The following is a 16,395-nucleotide window of genomic DNA, read 5'->3' on the forward strand; positions in this document are numbered from 1 at the left end:
ACCTCCTATTCAACAGTTACCGATTTCGCCAGATTTCTTGGTTTATCTACATCTAGCCCTCTATTTATACCAATATAATAGGACAGAAGCTGTAATGGAACTACCGATAAAATAGGTGCGATTATTTCATGCACTTGTGGCACAAACATCACGTCGTCCGCTAACTCCGCAGCAACGTTATCACCTTGGGATACCACAGCAATTACTTTTCCTTTTCGCGCTTTAATTTCCTGGATATTGCTGATTATCTTTTCATGATAACTATCTTTTGTTGCAACAAAAACCACGGGCAGTTGTTCATCAACCAAAGCAATAGGTCCGTGTTTCATTTCCGCTGCAGGATATCCTTCTGCGTGGATGTAGGAAACCTCTTTCAACTTTAAAGCTCCTTCCAACGCAATCGGGAAGTTATATCCCCTTCCTAAATAAAGAAAGTCTTTTGCGTCACTATACTTCTCTGCAATCTCTTGTATGCCTTCAACTTGGTCGTCTAGTATTTCCTTTACGTATTCCGGAACTTTTGCCAGATCGGCTAATAATCTATTAAACAGTGTCGCGTCGATATTTCCTTTTAATTGGGCAACTTTCAGTGCAATTAAATAGAGTACAGCCAATTGTGCGGTAAATGCTTTGGTACTGGCAACACCTATTTCAGGTCCGGCGTGTGTATAAGCGCCAGCATCGGATATCCTCGCGATGGACGATCCTACCACATTAACCAATCCGAAAATAGTAGCCCCCTGCTTTTTCGCATTTTCCAATGCTACGAGTGTATCGGCCGTTTCTCCACTTTGGGAAATTGCAATGATGACATCCTGGTCCGTTATAATAGGGTTTCTGTACCTAAACTCAGATGCATACTCCACCTCTACATTGATGCGGCATAATTCTTCAATAACATATTCTGCCAGTAATCCCGCGTGCCAACTTGTTCCGCAAGCAACGATAATAATACGGTTGGCTTGCAATAACTTGTCAGTAATCTTGTCGACACCACTTAAAGTAATGGATGAGTGTTCAGCATCCATACGACCGCGCAATGAATCAAAAATAGTTTGGGGTTGTTCGAAAATTTCTTTTAGCATAAAATGGTCGAAACCACCTTTTTCGATTGCGGCCAACTCCATATCTAGTTTCTGCACGAAAGGCGTAATCCGTTCATTTCCCAGATTTTTTAAAATTAACTCATCTGGACGTACAATTGCCAATTCGTAATCATTAATATAGACCACTTCTTTTGTATAAGCTAGCATGGGTGAAGCATCAGATCCCAAATAGTGCGCATTCTCTCCTATTCCTATAACTAATGGGCTTCCTTTTCGAGCCGCAATAATAGTATCTGGTAAATCGTTGTCCAATAATAAAATCACATAGGCTCCTACAACTCTTTTCAACGCGATTCTCACCGCTTCTTCCAACGAACATTCATTGTTGATTTTAATATCTTCAATAAAATTTACTAGCACTTCCGAATCGGTATCACTTTTAAACGTATAGCCTTTCTGAAGAAGCTCGTTCTTTAGCTGTGCATAGTTTTCGATGATACCGTTATGTATCATGGCGATATTTCCCGAATTGGAAGAATGGGGATGGGCATTTCTGTCAGACGGCTCCCCGTGCGTTGCCCAACGTGTATGCCCAATCCCTATTGTTGCTTGGATATTTTTTCCGTAAACGGATTCTTCCAAAGCAGATACCTTTCCCTCTTTTTTATAAACTTTAATTGAATTTCCGGTATGTAAGGCGACACCTGCGCTATCGTAACCTCTATATTCTAATTTTTTTAATCCGTCAATAAGTACCGGATATGCTAGGTTGCTACCTACGTAACCAACGATTCCACACATAATTTTTCAATAGTTTTATTTTAAACAGGGCGTAAATATAAAAAAATTACTAATGCAATCGATTGATTAACGATTTTTTAACGAAAAAATATTCGGAACGTAGTATTTCCGCTTTTTATCAGAAACAAGATAGATTCTATTTTCTTTGAATTTACTCTTTAAATTTCTTCTTTAATGCCCGGACGAACTTTTTCACCACAGCATTCGCCGCATTGAAACCATTTGTCCCATTCGGACTTGCTTTATATTGAGAAGATTCCCACAGAACATCTCCACTTTTATCGGTAATTTGAGCGATCAAACTATAAGATGTACCTCCCCATGAGGTAAGCGTCACCCCCTTTGAAGTTTTAATATCGACTTTAAGCACAAAATCTGCCTCGTCTTTAGTCGACTTTACTTCCCAGTACGACCAATCTTTTAAATCATCAACCAGCTTATCTGCTGCATTGATAGCATCTTCGTTTTTTGATACGCCGACTACGTAAACTTTGCTATCTTTTTTTGTTACAGTTGCCAGTTCTTGTGAAATCCCTACATAAGGTAAAGAAAACAGAAAAACCATGAGAATAAATAGACTGTTTTTCATGACAATGATTATTAAATTTTTACACGTAAAATTAATAGATCAAAGAAATCGTATCAATCCACGAAAACCATGAATATGAGGAAAGTCTGCTCACCGCAAAACCCCTATTCGCTTCCCATCCCAATCGGGGAAAAGTTCATTTTTATCTTTTATTCGAAGATGTTTATCAGCAACTTCGGAAAATACTGTTCTAAAGTCTGTTGTTACAGGTAAGTCCCTTCCATCTTCCAAGTTTTCTTTTGCCAATACATCAACTACGCCATGCACCTTGCCGCCGTCTACATGATTTCCTAAGATAAAATTGCAGGAAGCTCTGCCATGATCGGTACCATTCGTGCCGTTCTGATGTACCGTACGACCAAATTCGGTCATTGTCATTACCAATACATCATCCTGATAGGCCTCTATATCATTCCAAAATGCCATTATCGCGTTAGATAAATCCCCTACGTTTCGGGCAAATATCCCCGTCTCTTTACCTTGGTTAAAATGTGTATCCCATCCGTTCGATTCTGTAAAAGCAACCTCCAATCCAACATCCATTTTAATAAGTTGGGCAACCTGTTTCAATGAATTACCTAAGCTACTACTCGGATAGACTACATTATTAGCGGGTTGGTAATTCTTCGTCATATCGCGTTGTAATAGCTTCATTGCCTCAAAACTTTCTTTTCCGGTATCACGCAATAAGTCATCTGTAGCTTTGTCGTATAGATCTTCAAAACTTTTGGCATTCTGATTTACTAAGGAAACATTCCCCTGGATTTTAAATGTCTTTAAGTCACTGATGGCTAAAGCTTCCTGTTCGCCATACAACGAGCGGGGAAGTGCGGGTGTCAAGCTTACCGCGGAAAACGGTGTCCTGATATTATCATGCCCCAACAACCCTACAGCTCTGTTTAGCCATCCGCTATTTGTATTTTTTTGAAAGGGTGTGCCTGATTCCATGTAGTCTTGCGCGTCAAAATGAGATCTGGTGGTATTGGGAGAACCTATACCATGTACAACAGCCAATCGCTTATCGCGAAAAACCGTTTCAAACGCTTTCATACTTGGATGTAACCCGAAACGTCCATCGAGGTCTATCAATGGATTTTCGGATGCTTTTTTTGTAATATCCATGAACAACGTAGGGCGTGCCTGCTTGAAATATAGATCGTCAAATGGACTAACAGCCATCAAACCGTCCATTGCTCCACGTTGGAAAATACAGACAATAACTCTCCTTTTATTATAAAGGGAATTGTTTTTTTCCCTTGCCACCGCCTCTGTTACAAAAGCAGGAACTCCGCCCATCAGGCCTATTCCTAACAAGCCCAATCCGGAAGATTTTAAAAATGCTCTTCGTGTATACATGGTTAACGTCTTTGAAATTCGGGCGAGCCTATAATAAGCCCAACCACCTGCGCCAACATGGCATTATTTGATTTCCTACTATTTATTTTTTTTCTATTAGCGACCTCCATTTCTTCATCCGGTATAGGAAAATTACTGTCGGCGGACTTCGCTACTTTTTTCTGTAAATCCTGTGTCGTCAATAAAGGCGAAAGACGGTTTTTCAATGTTATAAAGTCCGTAGAAGGCAGCAATAATTCTGTATAAATTTTTAAGGCTTGTTCCGGACTTTCTGGTTCGTGATCTTCCGTCAGTTTCAAAAGGTCTATAGTTACACCTGAATTTTTATTGGATGCAAAAGACAATCCAAAATTCATCCTATTCAATAGTGAACCCGTATTGATCCAATAACCGGATTTATCTGGAAAACCGGTTGGTGCAATATAATAGTATTTCTTTTCTCCCATTCTGGTAATCCAGTTAATCAAATGATTGGGGTTTTCGACTTGAGCATCCAAAGCCCTCACGCTGCTAATGGCGAGTTCGAAAGGTGTTTTCACTTTACTACATATATTCTCCCGACTCCAAAACTCTGGAGAATAAACCATGGCTGTCAAAACTTGCTTAATATCTCCATTCGATGCTAAAAAAGTATTCGCCATTTTATCGATCAACATTTCGGGAGGAGTATCATCAACAAAACGGACCGCTATCTTCTCTGAAATGAAACGAGCCGTCGCTGGTCTGGAAGATAAATAGGAAATTAGTTCAACTCCTTCATTGTATCCATTGTTTTCAAAGTCTTTTCCCAGCACTGTTTTCAGTTGCTTATCGTGTCTATTCGCAGCAAAAACAAAATCTCCCTCGATCCTGCTTTGACGTTGTACCTCATTTCCTTTCGTGATTTGTTTAATCAAGTTTTGATTTCCATATCCGTTCATAGGATAAATTGTCCAGCCAGTTAATATGCGTGCTACTTCGGAAACGTCTTTCTGTGTATATCCTCCGTCGACCCCCAATGTGTGCAACTCCATAAGTTCCCGGGCATAATTTTCATTTATACCCACTTTATTCTTTGAGTTGGATCGTACGCCAACACTGGATGCATTGTCTAGATAGAGCAACATCGCAGGAGATTTGGCGGTCGCTAACAACAAATTGTCGAATTTCCCCAATGCTTTCGGACGAATAGCGTGATTTTCATAAGACGGGATAAACGGCGCTGATTGTGGTTTTGTAAAGGAGACGTTAAAATGGTTGAACCAGAAATCCGTCATGACTTCCCGGAGTTGATTAGCGGAAAATGCTGCCCGAAGTATTTTTGCCGCAATAAACTTTTTATATAGTTCTTGTTGAGGTCGAAAGCCTTTTTCTTCCAAATAAGCCTTATACGCTTTTTTAAAAAAGTACTCCCATTTATGATCGAATCTTTCGGTATGTATCCTTCGTCAACCATCATTCTCCTTACGCGAGTGTTTCGGGGATATTTCTCGGCCAACGTTTTATTATCCAGTATAGCGTCGGCGTACGGTTCCAGCATTTCCGTCAGTTCCTTGTCCTCCATTTCTCCCTGTAGCTGTTTAAAAAACCATTTTTCTAAACCTTCTCTTTGGACTTCCTGTACATGATCTACATTATAACCGTATGTAAACCTGCTAAGCAAATGGATAACCGCCTCCTCTTCATTTAAACCAGCTTCTTCATACGGAAAAACCGCTAACTTTTTTTGAGCATAGGAAAAAATCAATCCAAAAAAAGCCAGAAAGAATATGCTGATTTTTTTCGTTTGATATCCCATAACATCATTTTTTTGTTTATAAAGCCAAGTATCAATACCCGAATAACCTAATATTCAACTTAATACTTCATATAAAGTTAGTACTTTTTATTTATAGCTTTTTAAAAAAGGATGTTAAATTTCGTGGATGTTATGTTCCCTATTTAACTTTGAATGTTTATAACCGTATACGAAATAAAGCACCAGCCCAATCGCCAGCCATATTAAAAATATAATCCAGTTACTTGCGCCCAGCTGGCTCATCAGATAAAGATTGATCAAAATCCCTGTAACGGGCAACAAGGAAAACCGATACTTAAATCCCATGACCGCCAATATCAACCAGACTAGCCAAAAGATCACTAGCAGCGATTTATGCTCTATTATTTCTAGCCACGGCATCTCTTCCCATTCTTGTAAAGCGCCTTGTCCATAACGATAAATGATGACCCAAGCAACAACAAAACCCAGTCCGATCAAATATTTCCCGTTGATATAAGGCACTCTGAATTTCGATTTCGCAGACAGTCCGGTATGATCCATATACAACACGCCACCACAGACAAGGATAAACGCGAAGAATGTTCCCACACTGGTCAAATCAACGAAAAAGTCCATTTTAAAAAATAATGACGGTATCGCCACCACAACACCCGTAACGATAGTTGCAAAAGAAGGAGTCCGATACTTCGGATGCACACGCGCAAACTTTTTCCATAGCAAACCATCCCGGCTCATCGTCATCCATATCCTCGGCTGCGCCAATTGATACACTACTAGTGCACTGGTAATGGCTACAACCGAAGTTACCGATACAATGCCCGCCATGTGGTCAAAACCGACATACTTAAATACAAATGCCAAAGGATCTTTTACATTTAGTTCCGTATAGTTTACCATCCCTGTCAAAACCAATGTAATAGCTACATACAATATCGTACATATGACCAAACATAGAATCATTGCCCGTGGCAAATCACGTTGCGGATTCTTACACTCTTCCGCTGTTGTAGATATCGAATCAAATCCGATAAACGCAAAGAACACTGCCGCTACCGATCCCATGACGCCCGGAACGCCATTAGGCATAAAAGGCGTCCAGTTCTCCGGTTTAATGAAGAAAATTCCTCCCGCGATCACCAACAAAATAATTCCTACTTTAACGGCAACCATCATATTACTTGCCCGCTGCGATTCTTTGATACCGATATATACCAGCCAAGTAACAAGTACCGTAATTAAGCCCGCAGGTAAATCGAAAATAATCGGCACTTCACCGATTCGGGGAGCCGATAGGTATGCATGCAGTCCGACCTTATCCGAAGCGCTAAGTGCGTCCATTCCTTCCGAGAGAAACTTTTCATGCGCATCAAGGGCATATCCGGGAGCCATAGCCAGCCACTTCGGAATGTGCACGCCGAATCCCTCTAACATTGATGCAAAATATTGAGACCAAGAGATGGCCACTACTGTATTGGATACAGCATATTCTAAAACGAGTGCCCAGCCAATAATCCAGGCAAAGAGTTCTCCAAAGGTGACATAAGCGTAAGTATACGCACTCCCCGATACGGGAACTGTACTGGCAAATTGTGCATAGGCCAGCGCCGTAAATACACATGCAAAAGCCACAAAAATAAAAAGCAAGGAAATCGCAGGCCCTCCTTCATAACTGGCTAGTCCAATGGTACTAAATATTCCGGCACCGACGATAGCCGCAATTCCAAGTGAAACCAAATCACGAACGCCCAACACTTTAGAAAGCCCCGTCCCTTTTTGAGCATCTGCAATTATCTGGTCAACACTCTTCTTGCGGAAAAGTTTATTCATCATATATTTTTGTCTAATTTGGATGGTGCGAATGTTAACTTCATTATCAGGCAAAAATGATAAAAATAACCCAAACTAGACTATTTTATCTTGTATCTCATGAAAGATATCCATATAGTTCGATAGATACCGTTCTTTATATACTTGCAGACACTCGGTCAACCGGTTATGGTCTTCGGTGTTATTTTCAAATGTCCACACCCGTTTGCATATATTGAAGAGTGCATGAGAAAGATTGTTAATATCAGCATAGTCCAATATATAACGGGAAGTCACAAAGCGTTGATAAAAAATAAAGAAACGTTCGACATCCACTTCTCCTATAGTCCGTAAATATTTTTCTATGGTCGTGCTCGCAACGTGTTCTAAATGCTCATATAGTCTATTGGCATTGACGAGGGTATGATCGATTAAGAGGTGGTCCAGCAAAAGTTCGAGTGTAATATGGGCTAAAAAAGATGCCCGAATCGGGAGGTGAGCTACAACAGAATCCAATTTTCTTCGCAGTGCGTGTGTGTGGTCGAGGAAGAAACCAGACGCATGAAAAAGGCGATCAACTTCTACATGCCTATACCAGCCTTCTGATATCCACATCGTTTTTGGATGAGCAAAAAGTGCCTCTTCAAACCGCTGAGGATGAAAATTGTACCGCTTATCCACATTCTTAAGTAAATCCGGAAGCAATGCACCTAATATCCTTTCAGAATGCGGGCTGTAGCGTTCAAAATAATAATGCGACAAAAAATTCACAAGCCCAAACTTCTTATTTATTTATCGTAAGATACGGGTTAATCTCGTATCTTTGCAATCTTAATTGAAAAAATTTAACCACAAAAAGATGAGCTTTGTAGAAGAACTACGTTGGAGAGGGATGTTACAAGATATCATGCCCGGAACAGAAGAATTACTGAATAAAGAAAAAGTTTCTGGCTATATCGGCTTCGATCCAACAGGAGATTCGCTGCATGTGGGACATTTAACACAGATTATGACCCTCATTCACTTTCAAAATGCGGGACATAAACCGGTTGCACTAGTGGGCGGGGCTACGGGGATGATCGGAGATCCTTCTTTTAAGTCTGCCGAGCGTAATCTATTAGATGAAGCCACATTACAACACAATGTCACTAGTTTAAAAACACAACTTTCCAAATTCCTGCATTTTGGGGATGGTGACAACGACGCTAAGATGGTTAATAACTATGATTGGTTCAAGGATTTTAAATTTCTGGACTTTATCCGCGACGTAGGTAAGCTGATCACAGTAAATTACATGATGGCGAAAGACTCTGTAAAAAAACGCCTAGAGGGCGACAGTGGCCTTTCCTTTACGGAATTTACCTATCAATTGATACAAGGTTACGATTTTTACTATTTGTGGAAACATCACAATTGTAAAGTACAGATGGGCGGATCAGACCAATGGGGGAATATCGTCACTGGTAGTGAAATTATTCGCCGCCAAGACCAAGGGACGGCCTATGCTATTACGACCCAATTGATCAAAAAAGCAGACGGACAGAAGTTTGGCAAAACGGAGTCAGGAGCGGTTTGGTTGGATCCAAAGAAAACATCACCATACAAATTTTATCAGTTTTGGTTGAACACAACAGATGATGACGCCAAAAACTGGATTAAAATCTTTACGCTAAAGACAAAAGAAGAAATTGACGACATCATTGCAGAACACGATGTAGCTCCGCATACCCGAGCTGTGCAAAAAGCATTGGCAAGAGATATTACTATACGCACGCACTCGGAGAAAGATTACGAAACAGCCGTTAAAACGTCAGAATTTTTATTCGGCAACGGTTCCTTGGAATTCTTGACAGAATTAAGCCACGATGACGTACTCGAAGTTTTCGACGGTGTCCCACAGTTTGAAATCAACAAAGATCAGCTTACACAAGGTATCAATGTATTGGATTTTCTCGCCGTCCATACACACGTTTTCCCCTCAAAGGGCGAAGCACGGAAAATGTTGCAGGGCGGCGGTGTAGCTATCAACAAAGAGAAAATCAACGACATTGAATTAACGATCGACCCCAAATACTTAATCAGCGACCGGTACGTCGTGGTGCAACGTGGAAAGAAAAATTACTTTTTGGTTATTGTGAAGTAAGAGGAAGATAGCATTTCCTTTATTTTTCCTAAGTTTGTAACTAGGAAAGTTATCTAATTTTCATGTCAAACAAAGGAAATACATTTAAAAATTCCGGTAACGGAAGCAGTCTTAAACGTGCTTCACGTATCACAGGGAATGTATCATACAGCAAGAAAAAACGATTTAACTCGTTTGAAAACATCAATTTTTCAGAAGGGCAGCGAAAAGCTCTGAAAATATTGGGCATCTTCCTACTGTTTGTTTCTTTCATTATGGCTGTTTCATTTGTTTCGTATCTCTTTACATGGAAACAAGATCAAAGTTATATCACGGAAACAAACGGCGGATGGTCTACCCTGTTTCGAAGCGCAGATGAACTAGCGGACGAAGCCGTCGAACTTCCAGTTGTCGAAAACAAGCTAGGGAAACTGGGAGCCTTACTTGCCAATCAATTCATTTACGAATGGTTTGGTGTAGCCTCCTTTCTATTCACGTTTATCCTCTTTATTGTTGGATATAAATTTCTATATCGTAAATCCCTTTTACCCGTATGGAAAACAATTATCTATTCATCGACAGCGATCATTTATCTCTCTGTAACGTTAGGGTTCTTTCAGGATTTCCTGACAGATTCTCCTCATATATTGGAAGGGAAGTTTGGTTATTGGACGAATCAACTGTTAAAAGTCCAAATAGGTAGTACCGGGATTGCTGCCCTCTTAGCTTTTGCTTATTTAGCCGCACTCATCCTTATTTACAATTTAGATTTAAAATGGACGTGGTCATCAAAAAAGATAGAAGAAGACATGGAGGAAGACGAAGAAGATAATTTTGAAGCGTTTGCCAACAAGTTAAATTCATCTTCAAATATTTCACGAAATACCCTTCATGAGGAGACATTGGAAGAGGAGGAAGAAAATACCGCACAAGAGGACCTTCTTCCTTATACACCTACAACCCTTCCTCCGGTAGAAGCGACAAACAAAAAGGTCAATGAACATGAAATTACCTTTACCGTAGATACGCCTGAACCTATTGAGAACTTGGTACGTAACGAATCAAAGCCTACTACTGATGGACCTGCACTTAGTGTAGAGAAAGTGGTGGAGGAAAAAGCAATTACAGCCAACGATCTTGTTGCTGAGTTCGGCGAATATGATCCCAAACTGGATCTTTCGGGTTACCAATATCCAGCGTTAGACTTACTAAAAGAATACGGAAGCGGCAAAATCACTATTAATCAGCAAGAGCTGGAAGCCAATAAAAACCGTATCGTCGAAACATTACGCAACTACAGTATCGAGATTGAACATATTAAAGCAACGATCGGCCCAACGGTAACATTATATGAAATCATTCCGAAACCGGGTGTGCGTATTTCCAGAATCAAAAATCTGGAAGACGACATCGCTTTGAGCCTTGCAGCACTGGGTATACGTATCATTGCACCGATGCCCGGTAAAGGAACTATTGGTATCGAAGTGCCTAATAGTTCGCCCGAAATGGTGTCCATGCGCTCAGTTCTGGCAACGGAAAAATTCCAGAAAACGGACATGGATTTGCCTATTGCGCTGGGTAAAACGATATCAAATGAGGTCTATATAGCGGATTTGGCAAAAATGCCTCACTTGCTGGTAGCCGGTGCCACAGGACAAGGTAAATCGGTTGGTATCAATGCAATTCTGACTTCTTTATTATATAAGAAACACCCTGCCGAGTTGAAATTTGTAATGGTTGACCCCAAGAAGGTCGAACTCTCTCTTTTTAAAACAATAGAGCGTCATTTCTTGGCAAAACTGCCGAATGAAGACGAGGCGATCATTACCGACACAAAAAAGGTCATCAACACGCTCAATTCCCTTTGCATTGAAATGGATCAACGTTACGACCTGCTAAAGAATGCAGCCGTACGTAACTTGAAAGAGTATAATGCAAAATTTGTGAACCGCCGATTAAACCCTGAAGAGGGTCATCGATTCTTACCTTATATCGTTCTGGTAGTTGATGAGTTTGCGGATTTAATGATGACTGCGGGCAAAGAAGTGGAAACACCTATTGCGAGACTTGCACAATTGGCACGTGCCGTGGGAATACATTTGGTCATCGCTACACAAAGGCCGTCGGTAAATATTATTACAGGTACTATTAAAGCGAACTTTCCCGCACGTCTTGCATTTAGGGTTTTGTCTAAAGTCGACTCCCGTACAATTTTGGACGCCGGAGGCGCCGACCAGCTTATCGGTCGTGGGGATATGCTTTTGGCAACAGGAAGTGATCTGACACGTATCCAATGCGCCTTCGTAGATACGCCGGAAGTCGAGCAAATATCGGAGTTTATCGGAAGTCAGCGCGGATATCCATCTGCTTTCATGCTACCGGAATATGTAGACGAAAACGGAGAAGGAAGTGGCAATACGGAGTTTGATTTGAGCGAACGCGACCAACTCTTCGAAGAAGCGGCACGATTGATTGTGATGCACCAGCAAGGCTCAACATCATTGATTCAACGTAAACTAAAACTAGGCTACAACAGAGCGGGACGAATAATCGACCAATTGGAGGCTGCAGGTATTGTAGGACCTTTTGAGGGGAGTAAAGCACGAGAAGTACTTTATCCCGACGAGTATTCGCTGGAACAGTATTTAGACACGTTAAGAAATAAAGAATAAGATGGAGAAGAAAATAATGGTACTGGTGGCATTCATTTGTATGTCTCTAATTGTATTTGCACAAACGGACGCAAAAGCAAAGAAACTACTGGATGACATATCTGCTAAATACGATGCGTACCAAACTATACAGTCTAACTTTAGTTTTTCGATGCAGCAAGCTCAAGGAGGAAGCCATATAGATAAGGGAACCTTGTTCTTGAACAAACCGAAGAACCAGTTCCGTATCGAGTTAAATGAGCAAGATATTATAAGTGATGGTGAAAGTACCTGGTCTGTTCTCAAGGAGGACAAAGAGGTACAAGTCAGTGAGTCAGACAATAATACCGAAAGCATTGGCCCCAATAATCTTTTTACATTCTATAAAAATGGATTTACGTATAAAAGTACGAAAGATGAAACGCTAGGCAAAGATGTATTGAATGTCATCGAATTAACGCCTACCGACACAAAGACAAATTATGCAAAAATCAAGCTGCGGATAAATAAAAATAAACATATCCATGATGTTGTGATAAACGATAAATCGGGAGCACGATATACCTACACAATTAATACGTTATATGTAAATCATCGAATTCCGGCGACAAAGTTTATATTCAATGCATCAAATTATCCCAATTATGAGATAGTTGACCTTAGATAAGATAAAATGGCGAAGACAACGCTCAAAAGTTTAGCCCAGGCATTAAATATGTCCGTTTCTACCGTATCAAAGGCATTAAATGATAGTCACGAAATTAGCGAGGTGACCAAGAGAACGGTACAGGAGTTTGCAAAAAAGCACAACTATCAACCTAATGTGCTCGCCAAGTTCCTTAAAACAGGAAAAACGAATACAATCGGTGTTGTTCTTCCCAAGATGACCGGACCTTTTGAAGCACAGATTATTGCTGGAATGCAAAAAGCCGCTGCTACTCATCATTACCGAATCATCATCATGAATACCATGGAAAATGAAGAGCTTGAAAAACAAGCTCTCCAATCCATGTTAGACAAATCGGTAGATGGGATTCTCTTGTGTCCCATTCACGAAGAATCGAATATAGATCTAGCCAAACAAATCCTCAAAACGACACCTGTTGTTATCTTTGACAGGACGCATTATCCTTTAGATACGCATAAAGTAGGCGTACTGAATTCCGAAGGAACATACAACGCCTGTAAACACCTTTTGGATATCGGGCGAAGGAAGATAGCCATATTCTGTGGTGCGCGTCAAGGTATTACGACAAAAAGATTATCGGGGTATATCGAAGCCCATAATGATTGCCAGATACCCGTCACACCGGAATATATCCTGTATTGTAATGTAAAAAGCTTATCGGATCTACAAGATGACATGGAAAAACATGTGAAAGCCTTGTTACAGTTATCAAACCCGCCCGATGCTATTATTGGTGTCGCCGATACTATCACTACTCATTTATTGGGCATTTTGGCCAAATTAGAAATAAAAGTACCCGAAACCCTTGCGGTTATTGGCTTTGCCAATACGGATTTGGTTCTCTCTCTAAACCCATCGTTAAGTACGATTCGGCAACCAACGACAGAGATCGGAGAAATTTCGGTAAACAAATTGGTCGAAACCATGCAAAAAAAGAATCGAAGCCAAATCGAATGGGAAGACATTAAACTACCCACGTCTATTCAGCTTCGACGCTCTACTATTGGATAATAGCCTAGCTACTTACTACCTATTATCCCTAATTCTAACCCACGCAGTTCTGCCAATCCCCGTAGACGTCCAATTGCCGAATATCCCGGATTAGTAACTTTATTCAAGTCGTCCAACATTTGATGTCCATGATCCGGTCGAAATGGAATAGGTTTTTCCCGTTTTTGGTTTTCAGCAACCAGCTCTTTCATAACGGCATACATATCAACATCACCATCCAAGTGATCTGCTTCATAAAAACTCCCTATAGCGTCTTTCTTTACGTTACGTAAATGCACAAAATTCACCCGATGTTGTACATGCTTAAATATTTGCACCAAATCGTTATCAGGTCCAGCACCTAATGAGCCTGTACAAAAACAAATACCATTAAACGGTTTGTCTACCGTTTTGATAATATATTCAAAATCTGCCAAATTACCGGCGATTCTCGGAAGTCCCAAGATAGGATATGGAGGATCATCTGGATGGATGGTCATTTTTATACCGTGCTTCTCACAAATATCTGCAATGGAGGAAAGAAAATAAGTCAGATTCTCCCGCAATCCATCGAAGCCAATCTCCGCATAAATATCAATGCTTCGTTGTAAATCTTCCAGTGATGGATCTTTCTCTCCTGGAATACCCATTAATACATTGGAAAGCAAAAATTTCTTCGCCTCTTCATCGAAAGTAGCGTAACGGCCTTCTGCTTGCTCCACAATTTCCGCTGAATACGATGCTTTAGCATTAGGACGATCCAAGATGAAGATATCGAAGATGGCTAGATCAATCCAATCGAAATAAAGTGCCTTGGATCCATCATGCATCACTTTGTCCAATTGTGTCCGTGTCCAGTCCAATACTGGCATAAAGTTATAACATATGGTTTTGATTCCACATTCCGCTAAGTTGGTTAGCGTTTGGCGATAATTTTCTAAATAGAAGTCAACTTGCTCCGAACGTGTCTTTATAGCTTCGTGTACGGTTACACTTTCCACCACTGACCACACCAATCCTGCTTCTTCTATTATTCTTTTCCGTTCCAATATCTCCTCTTTAGGCCATACATCACCATGAGGAATATGGTGTAATGCCGACACAATACCTGTAGCTCCAGCCTGTTTCACATCCTGTAAGGATACAGGATCATTTGGTCCATACCAACGCCACGTCTGCTCTAAAAATCTTTTATTCATATTATAAAACCTAAACTCCACACCAACTATTAAAACCACCATCTACAAAGATAGTTTCGCCAGAAACAAATGCTGAAGCATCGCTTAGCAAATACACCAATGTACCTTCCAATTCAGATGGATCTCCTAAACGGGAGAATGGTGTCCCCTGTACAAATTTACCTGCCCGTTCCGTATAGCTGCCATCGGGGTTAGTCAATAATGTACGATTTTGTTCCGTAAGAAATACACCTGGTGCAATAGCATTCACACGTACCTTATCACCATACCGTAATGCCAATTCTGTTGCCATCCACTTAGTAAAACCGTCTACGCCATGCTTCGCCACCGTATAGCCTAGAACACGCGTAATAGGTAAACTCGCGGCTAAGGACGATATATTGATAATAGAACCCTTTCCTTTTTTTGCGATAACCTCTCCAAAGATAAGCGTCGGAATAATAGTACCATAAAGGTTCAATTCGATTGCTTTAATAGTATCCCCTATTTTGTTTCCAAATAGGTCATCATCCGGCCCGATAGTAGCACCCGGGATATTTCCCCCCGCCGCATTCACTAATCCGTCTATGGTATTCCATTTACTCAAAATCTGCTCTTTGGCTTTGCGAACAGAATCTTCATCCATGACGTCGGCAACAACGGCTAGCGCCTCAGCACCCAATGTCTGTACCATTCTTACCCGCTCGTCCGCTTTCTCTTGGCTTCTGCCGATAATACAAACTTTAGCTCCCGCTTCCGCTAGGGCTTTGACAAAAGCTTTCCCTAGAATACCCGTACCGCCGGTTACCACGATAACTTTCCCTTTTAACGAGAATCTTTCTAAAATATTCATCTTATTATAGTCGTAAGTTTATAACATTCAATGTTAGCTATTTTTTAGTCATTCTCAACGATTTAGCGCAATTTTATTCACGATAACGATTTCGTACATTTACACGTCGAAATATATAATATACATTTAAGTAACTCCATATGATAAGAAGCAAAAATTTCCAATTTGATAACCAAGAACAGTGGGAAGATCTTGGAAATGGAATAAAACGTCAGGTATACGGATATGACGAAACTATTATGCTTGTAAAGGTACAGTTTGAAGCCGATGCGGTAGGTGAGCTACATTCCCATTTTCATGCACAGGTGACCTACGTGGAGAGTGGGATTTTCAAAATGACCATAGACAATGAAGAAAAAATAATACGCAAAGGAGACGGATATTATGTCCCACCAAATGTAGTACATGGATGTGTTTGCATCGAACCAGGTATGCTCATCGATGTCTTCGCACCACTGCGAGAAGATTTTCTAGCAAAGAAATAACGAGATGATAACTAGCGAAACCTTAATTACGTATAATAGAATTCTATATCTAAATTGGAGAAGGTGCCCAA

14 protein-coding genes are annotated in these 16,395 nt (G+C 40.6%); 5 read left to right on the forward strand and 9 right to left on the reverse strand.

Annotated features, from left to right (window positions below):
• Positions 1–5 precede the first annotated feature (5 nt).
• From glmS to H8B21_RS17855, 7 genes are all read right to left on the reverse strand, one after another.
• Complete coding sequence (gene glmS / locus H8B21_RS17830) at positions 6–1,847, reverse strand: glutamine--fructose-6-phosphate transaminase (isomerizing) (RefSeq protein WP_190315219.1); 1,842 nt, start codon at positions 1,845–1,847, stop codon at positions 6–8.
• Between the two features lie 151 nt (positions 1,848–1,998).
• Positions 1,999–2,436: a hypothetical protein gene (locus H8B21_RS17835; protein ID WP_190315220.1), complete on the reverse strand. Its 438-nt coding sequence runs from the start codon at positions 2,434–2,436 to the stop codon at positions 1,999–2,001.
• A 90-nt stretch (positions 2,437–2,526) separates the two neighbouring features.
• Positions 2,527–3,792 (reverse strand): DUF1501 domain-containing protein, encoded by a 1,266-nt coding sequence (locus H8B21_RS17840; RefSeq protein ID WP_190315221.1) that lies wholly within the window; start codon positions 3,790–3,792, stop codon positions 2,527–2,529.
• 2 nt (positions 3,793–3,794) lie between these two features.
• On the reverse strand, positions 3,795–5,150 hold the full coding sequence (locus tag H8B21_RS17845) for a DUF1800 domain-containing protein (protein ID WP_223815124.1): 1,356 nt from the start codon (positions 5,148–5,150) through the stop codon (positions 3,795–3,797).
• A complete protein-coding gene (locus H8B21_RS20685) occupies positions 5,045–5,569 on the reverse strand; it encodes a hypothetical protein (RefSeq protein ID WP_223815125.1) in 525 nt (174 codons plus the stop codon). The genes H8B21_RS17845 and H8B21_RS20685 overlap by 106 nt, the downstream gene beginning before the upstream one ends.
• A gap of 114 nt (positions 5,570–5,683) precedes the next feature.
• Positions 5,684–7,381, reverse strand: coding sequence for an amino acid permease (locus H8B21_RS17850; RefSeq protein WP_190315222.1), 1,698 nt, complete (start codon positions 7,379–7,381; stop codon positions 5,684–5,686).
• Positions 7,382–7,453: 72 nt separating this feature from the next.
• Positions 7,454–8,128, reverse strand: a complete 675-nt coding sequence (locus H8B21_RS17855; RefSeq protein WP_190315223.1) for an ACP phosphodiesterase — start codon at positions 8,126–8,128, stop codon at positions 7,454–7,456.
• An 88-nt stretch (positions 8,129–8,216) separates the two neighbouring features.
• Between H8B21_RS17855 and tyrS the strand changes: the two genes are divergently transcribed.
• The 4 genes from tyrS (at position 8,217) to H8B21_RS17875 (ending at position 13,829) form a co-directional block, all read left to right on the forward strand.
• On the forward strand, positions 8,217–9,500 hold the full coding sequence (gene tyrS, locus H8B21_RS17860; RefSeq protein ID WP_190315224.1) for a tyrosine--tRNA ligase: 1,284 nt from the start codon (positions 8,217–8,219) through the stop codon (positions 9,498–9,500).
• Positions 9,501–9,562: 62 nt separating this feature from the next.
• The gene (locus tag H8B21_RS17865) at positions 9,563–12,151 is read left to right on the forward strand and encodes an FtsK/SpoIIIE family DNA translocase (protein WP_190315225.1); all 2,589 of its coding nucleotides are present in this window, start codon (positions 9,563–9,565) and stop codon (positions 12,149–12,151) included.
• Between the two features lies 1 nt (position 12,152).
• The gene (locus H8B21_RS17870) at positions 12,153–12,797 is read left to right on the forward strand and encodes a LolA family protein (RefSeq protein WP_190315226.1); all 645 of its coding nucleotides are present in this window, start codon (positions 12,153–12,155) and stop codon (positions 12,795–12,797) included.
• Positions 12,798–12,803: 6 nt separating this feature from the next.
• On the forward strand, positions 12,804–13,829 hold the full coding sequence (locus H8B21_RS17875; RefSeq protein ID WP_190315227.1) for a LacI family DNA-binding transcriptional regulator: 1,026 nt from the start codon (positions 12,804–12,806) through the stop codon (positions 13,827–13,829).
• An 8-nt stretch (positions 13,830–13,837) separates the two neighbouring features.
• Here H8B21_RS17875 and uxuA read toward each other — a convergent pair whose 3' ends face one another.
• Together uxuA and H8B21_RS17885 are read right to left on the reverse strand one after the other, a co-directional pair.
• Positions 13,838–15,007: a mannonate dehydratase gene (gene uxuA, locus H8B21_RS17880; RefSeq protein ID WP_190315228.1), complete on the reverse strand. Its 1,170-nt coding sequence runs from the start codon at positions 15,005–15,007 to the stop codon at positions 13,838–13,840.
• A gap of 10 nt (positions 15,008–15,017) precedes the next feature.
• Positions 15,018–15,839, reverse strand: coding sequence for an SDR family oxidoreductase (locus tag H8B21_RS17885; RefSeq protein ID WP_190315229.1), 822 nt, complete (start codon positions 15,837–15,839; stop codon positions 15,018–15,020).
• A gap of 140 nt (positions 15,840–15,979) precedes the next feature.
• Between H8B21_RS17885 and H8B21_RS17890 the strand changes: the two genes are divergently transcribed.
• The gene (locus H8B21_RS17890; RefSeq protein WP_190315230.1) at positions 15,980–16,324 is read left to right on the forward strand and encodes a cupin domain-containing protein; all 345 of its coding nucleotides are present in this window, start codon (positions 15,980–15,982) and stop codon (positions 16,322–16,324) included.
• The last annotated feature ends 71 nt before the right edge of the window (positions 16,325–16,395 follow it).

Origin of the sequence: Sphingobacterium chuzhouense (assembly GCF_014692525.1) — a bacterium.
GTDB classification, from domain to species: Bacteria; Bacteroidota; Bacteroidia; order Sphingobacteriales; family Sphingobacteriaceae; genus Sphingobacterium; species Sphingobacterium chuzhouense.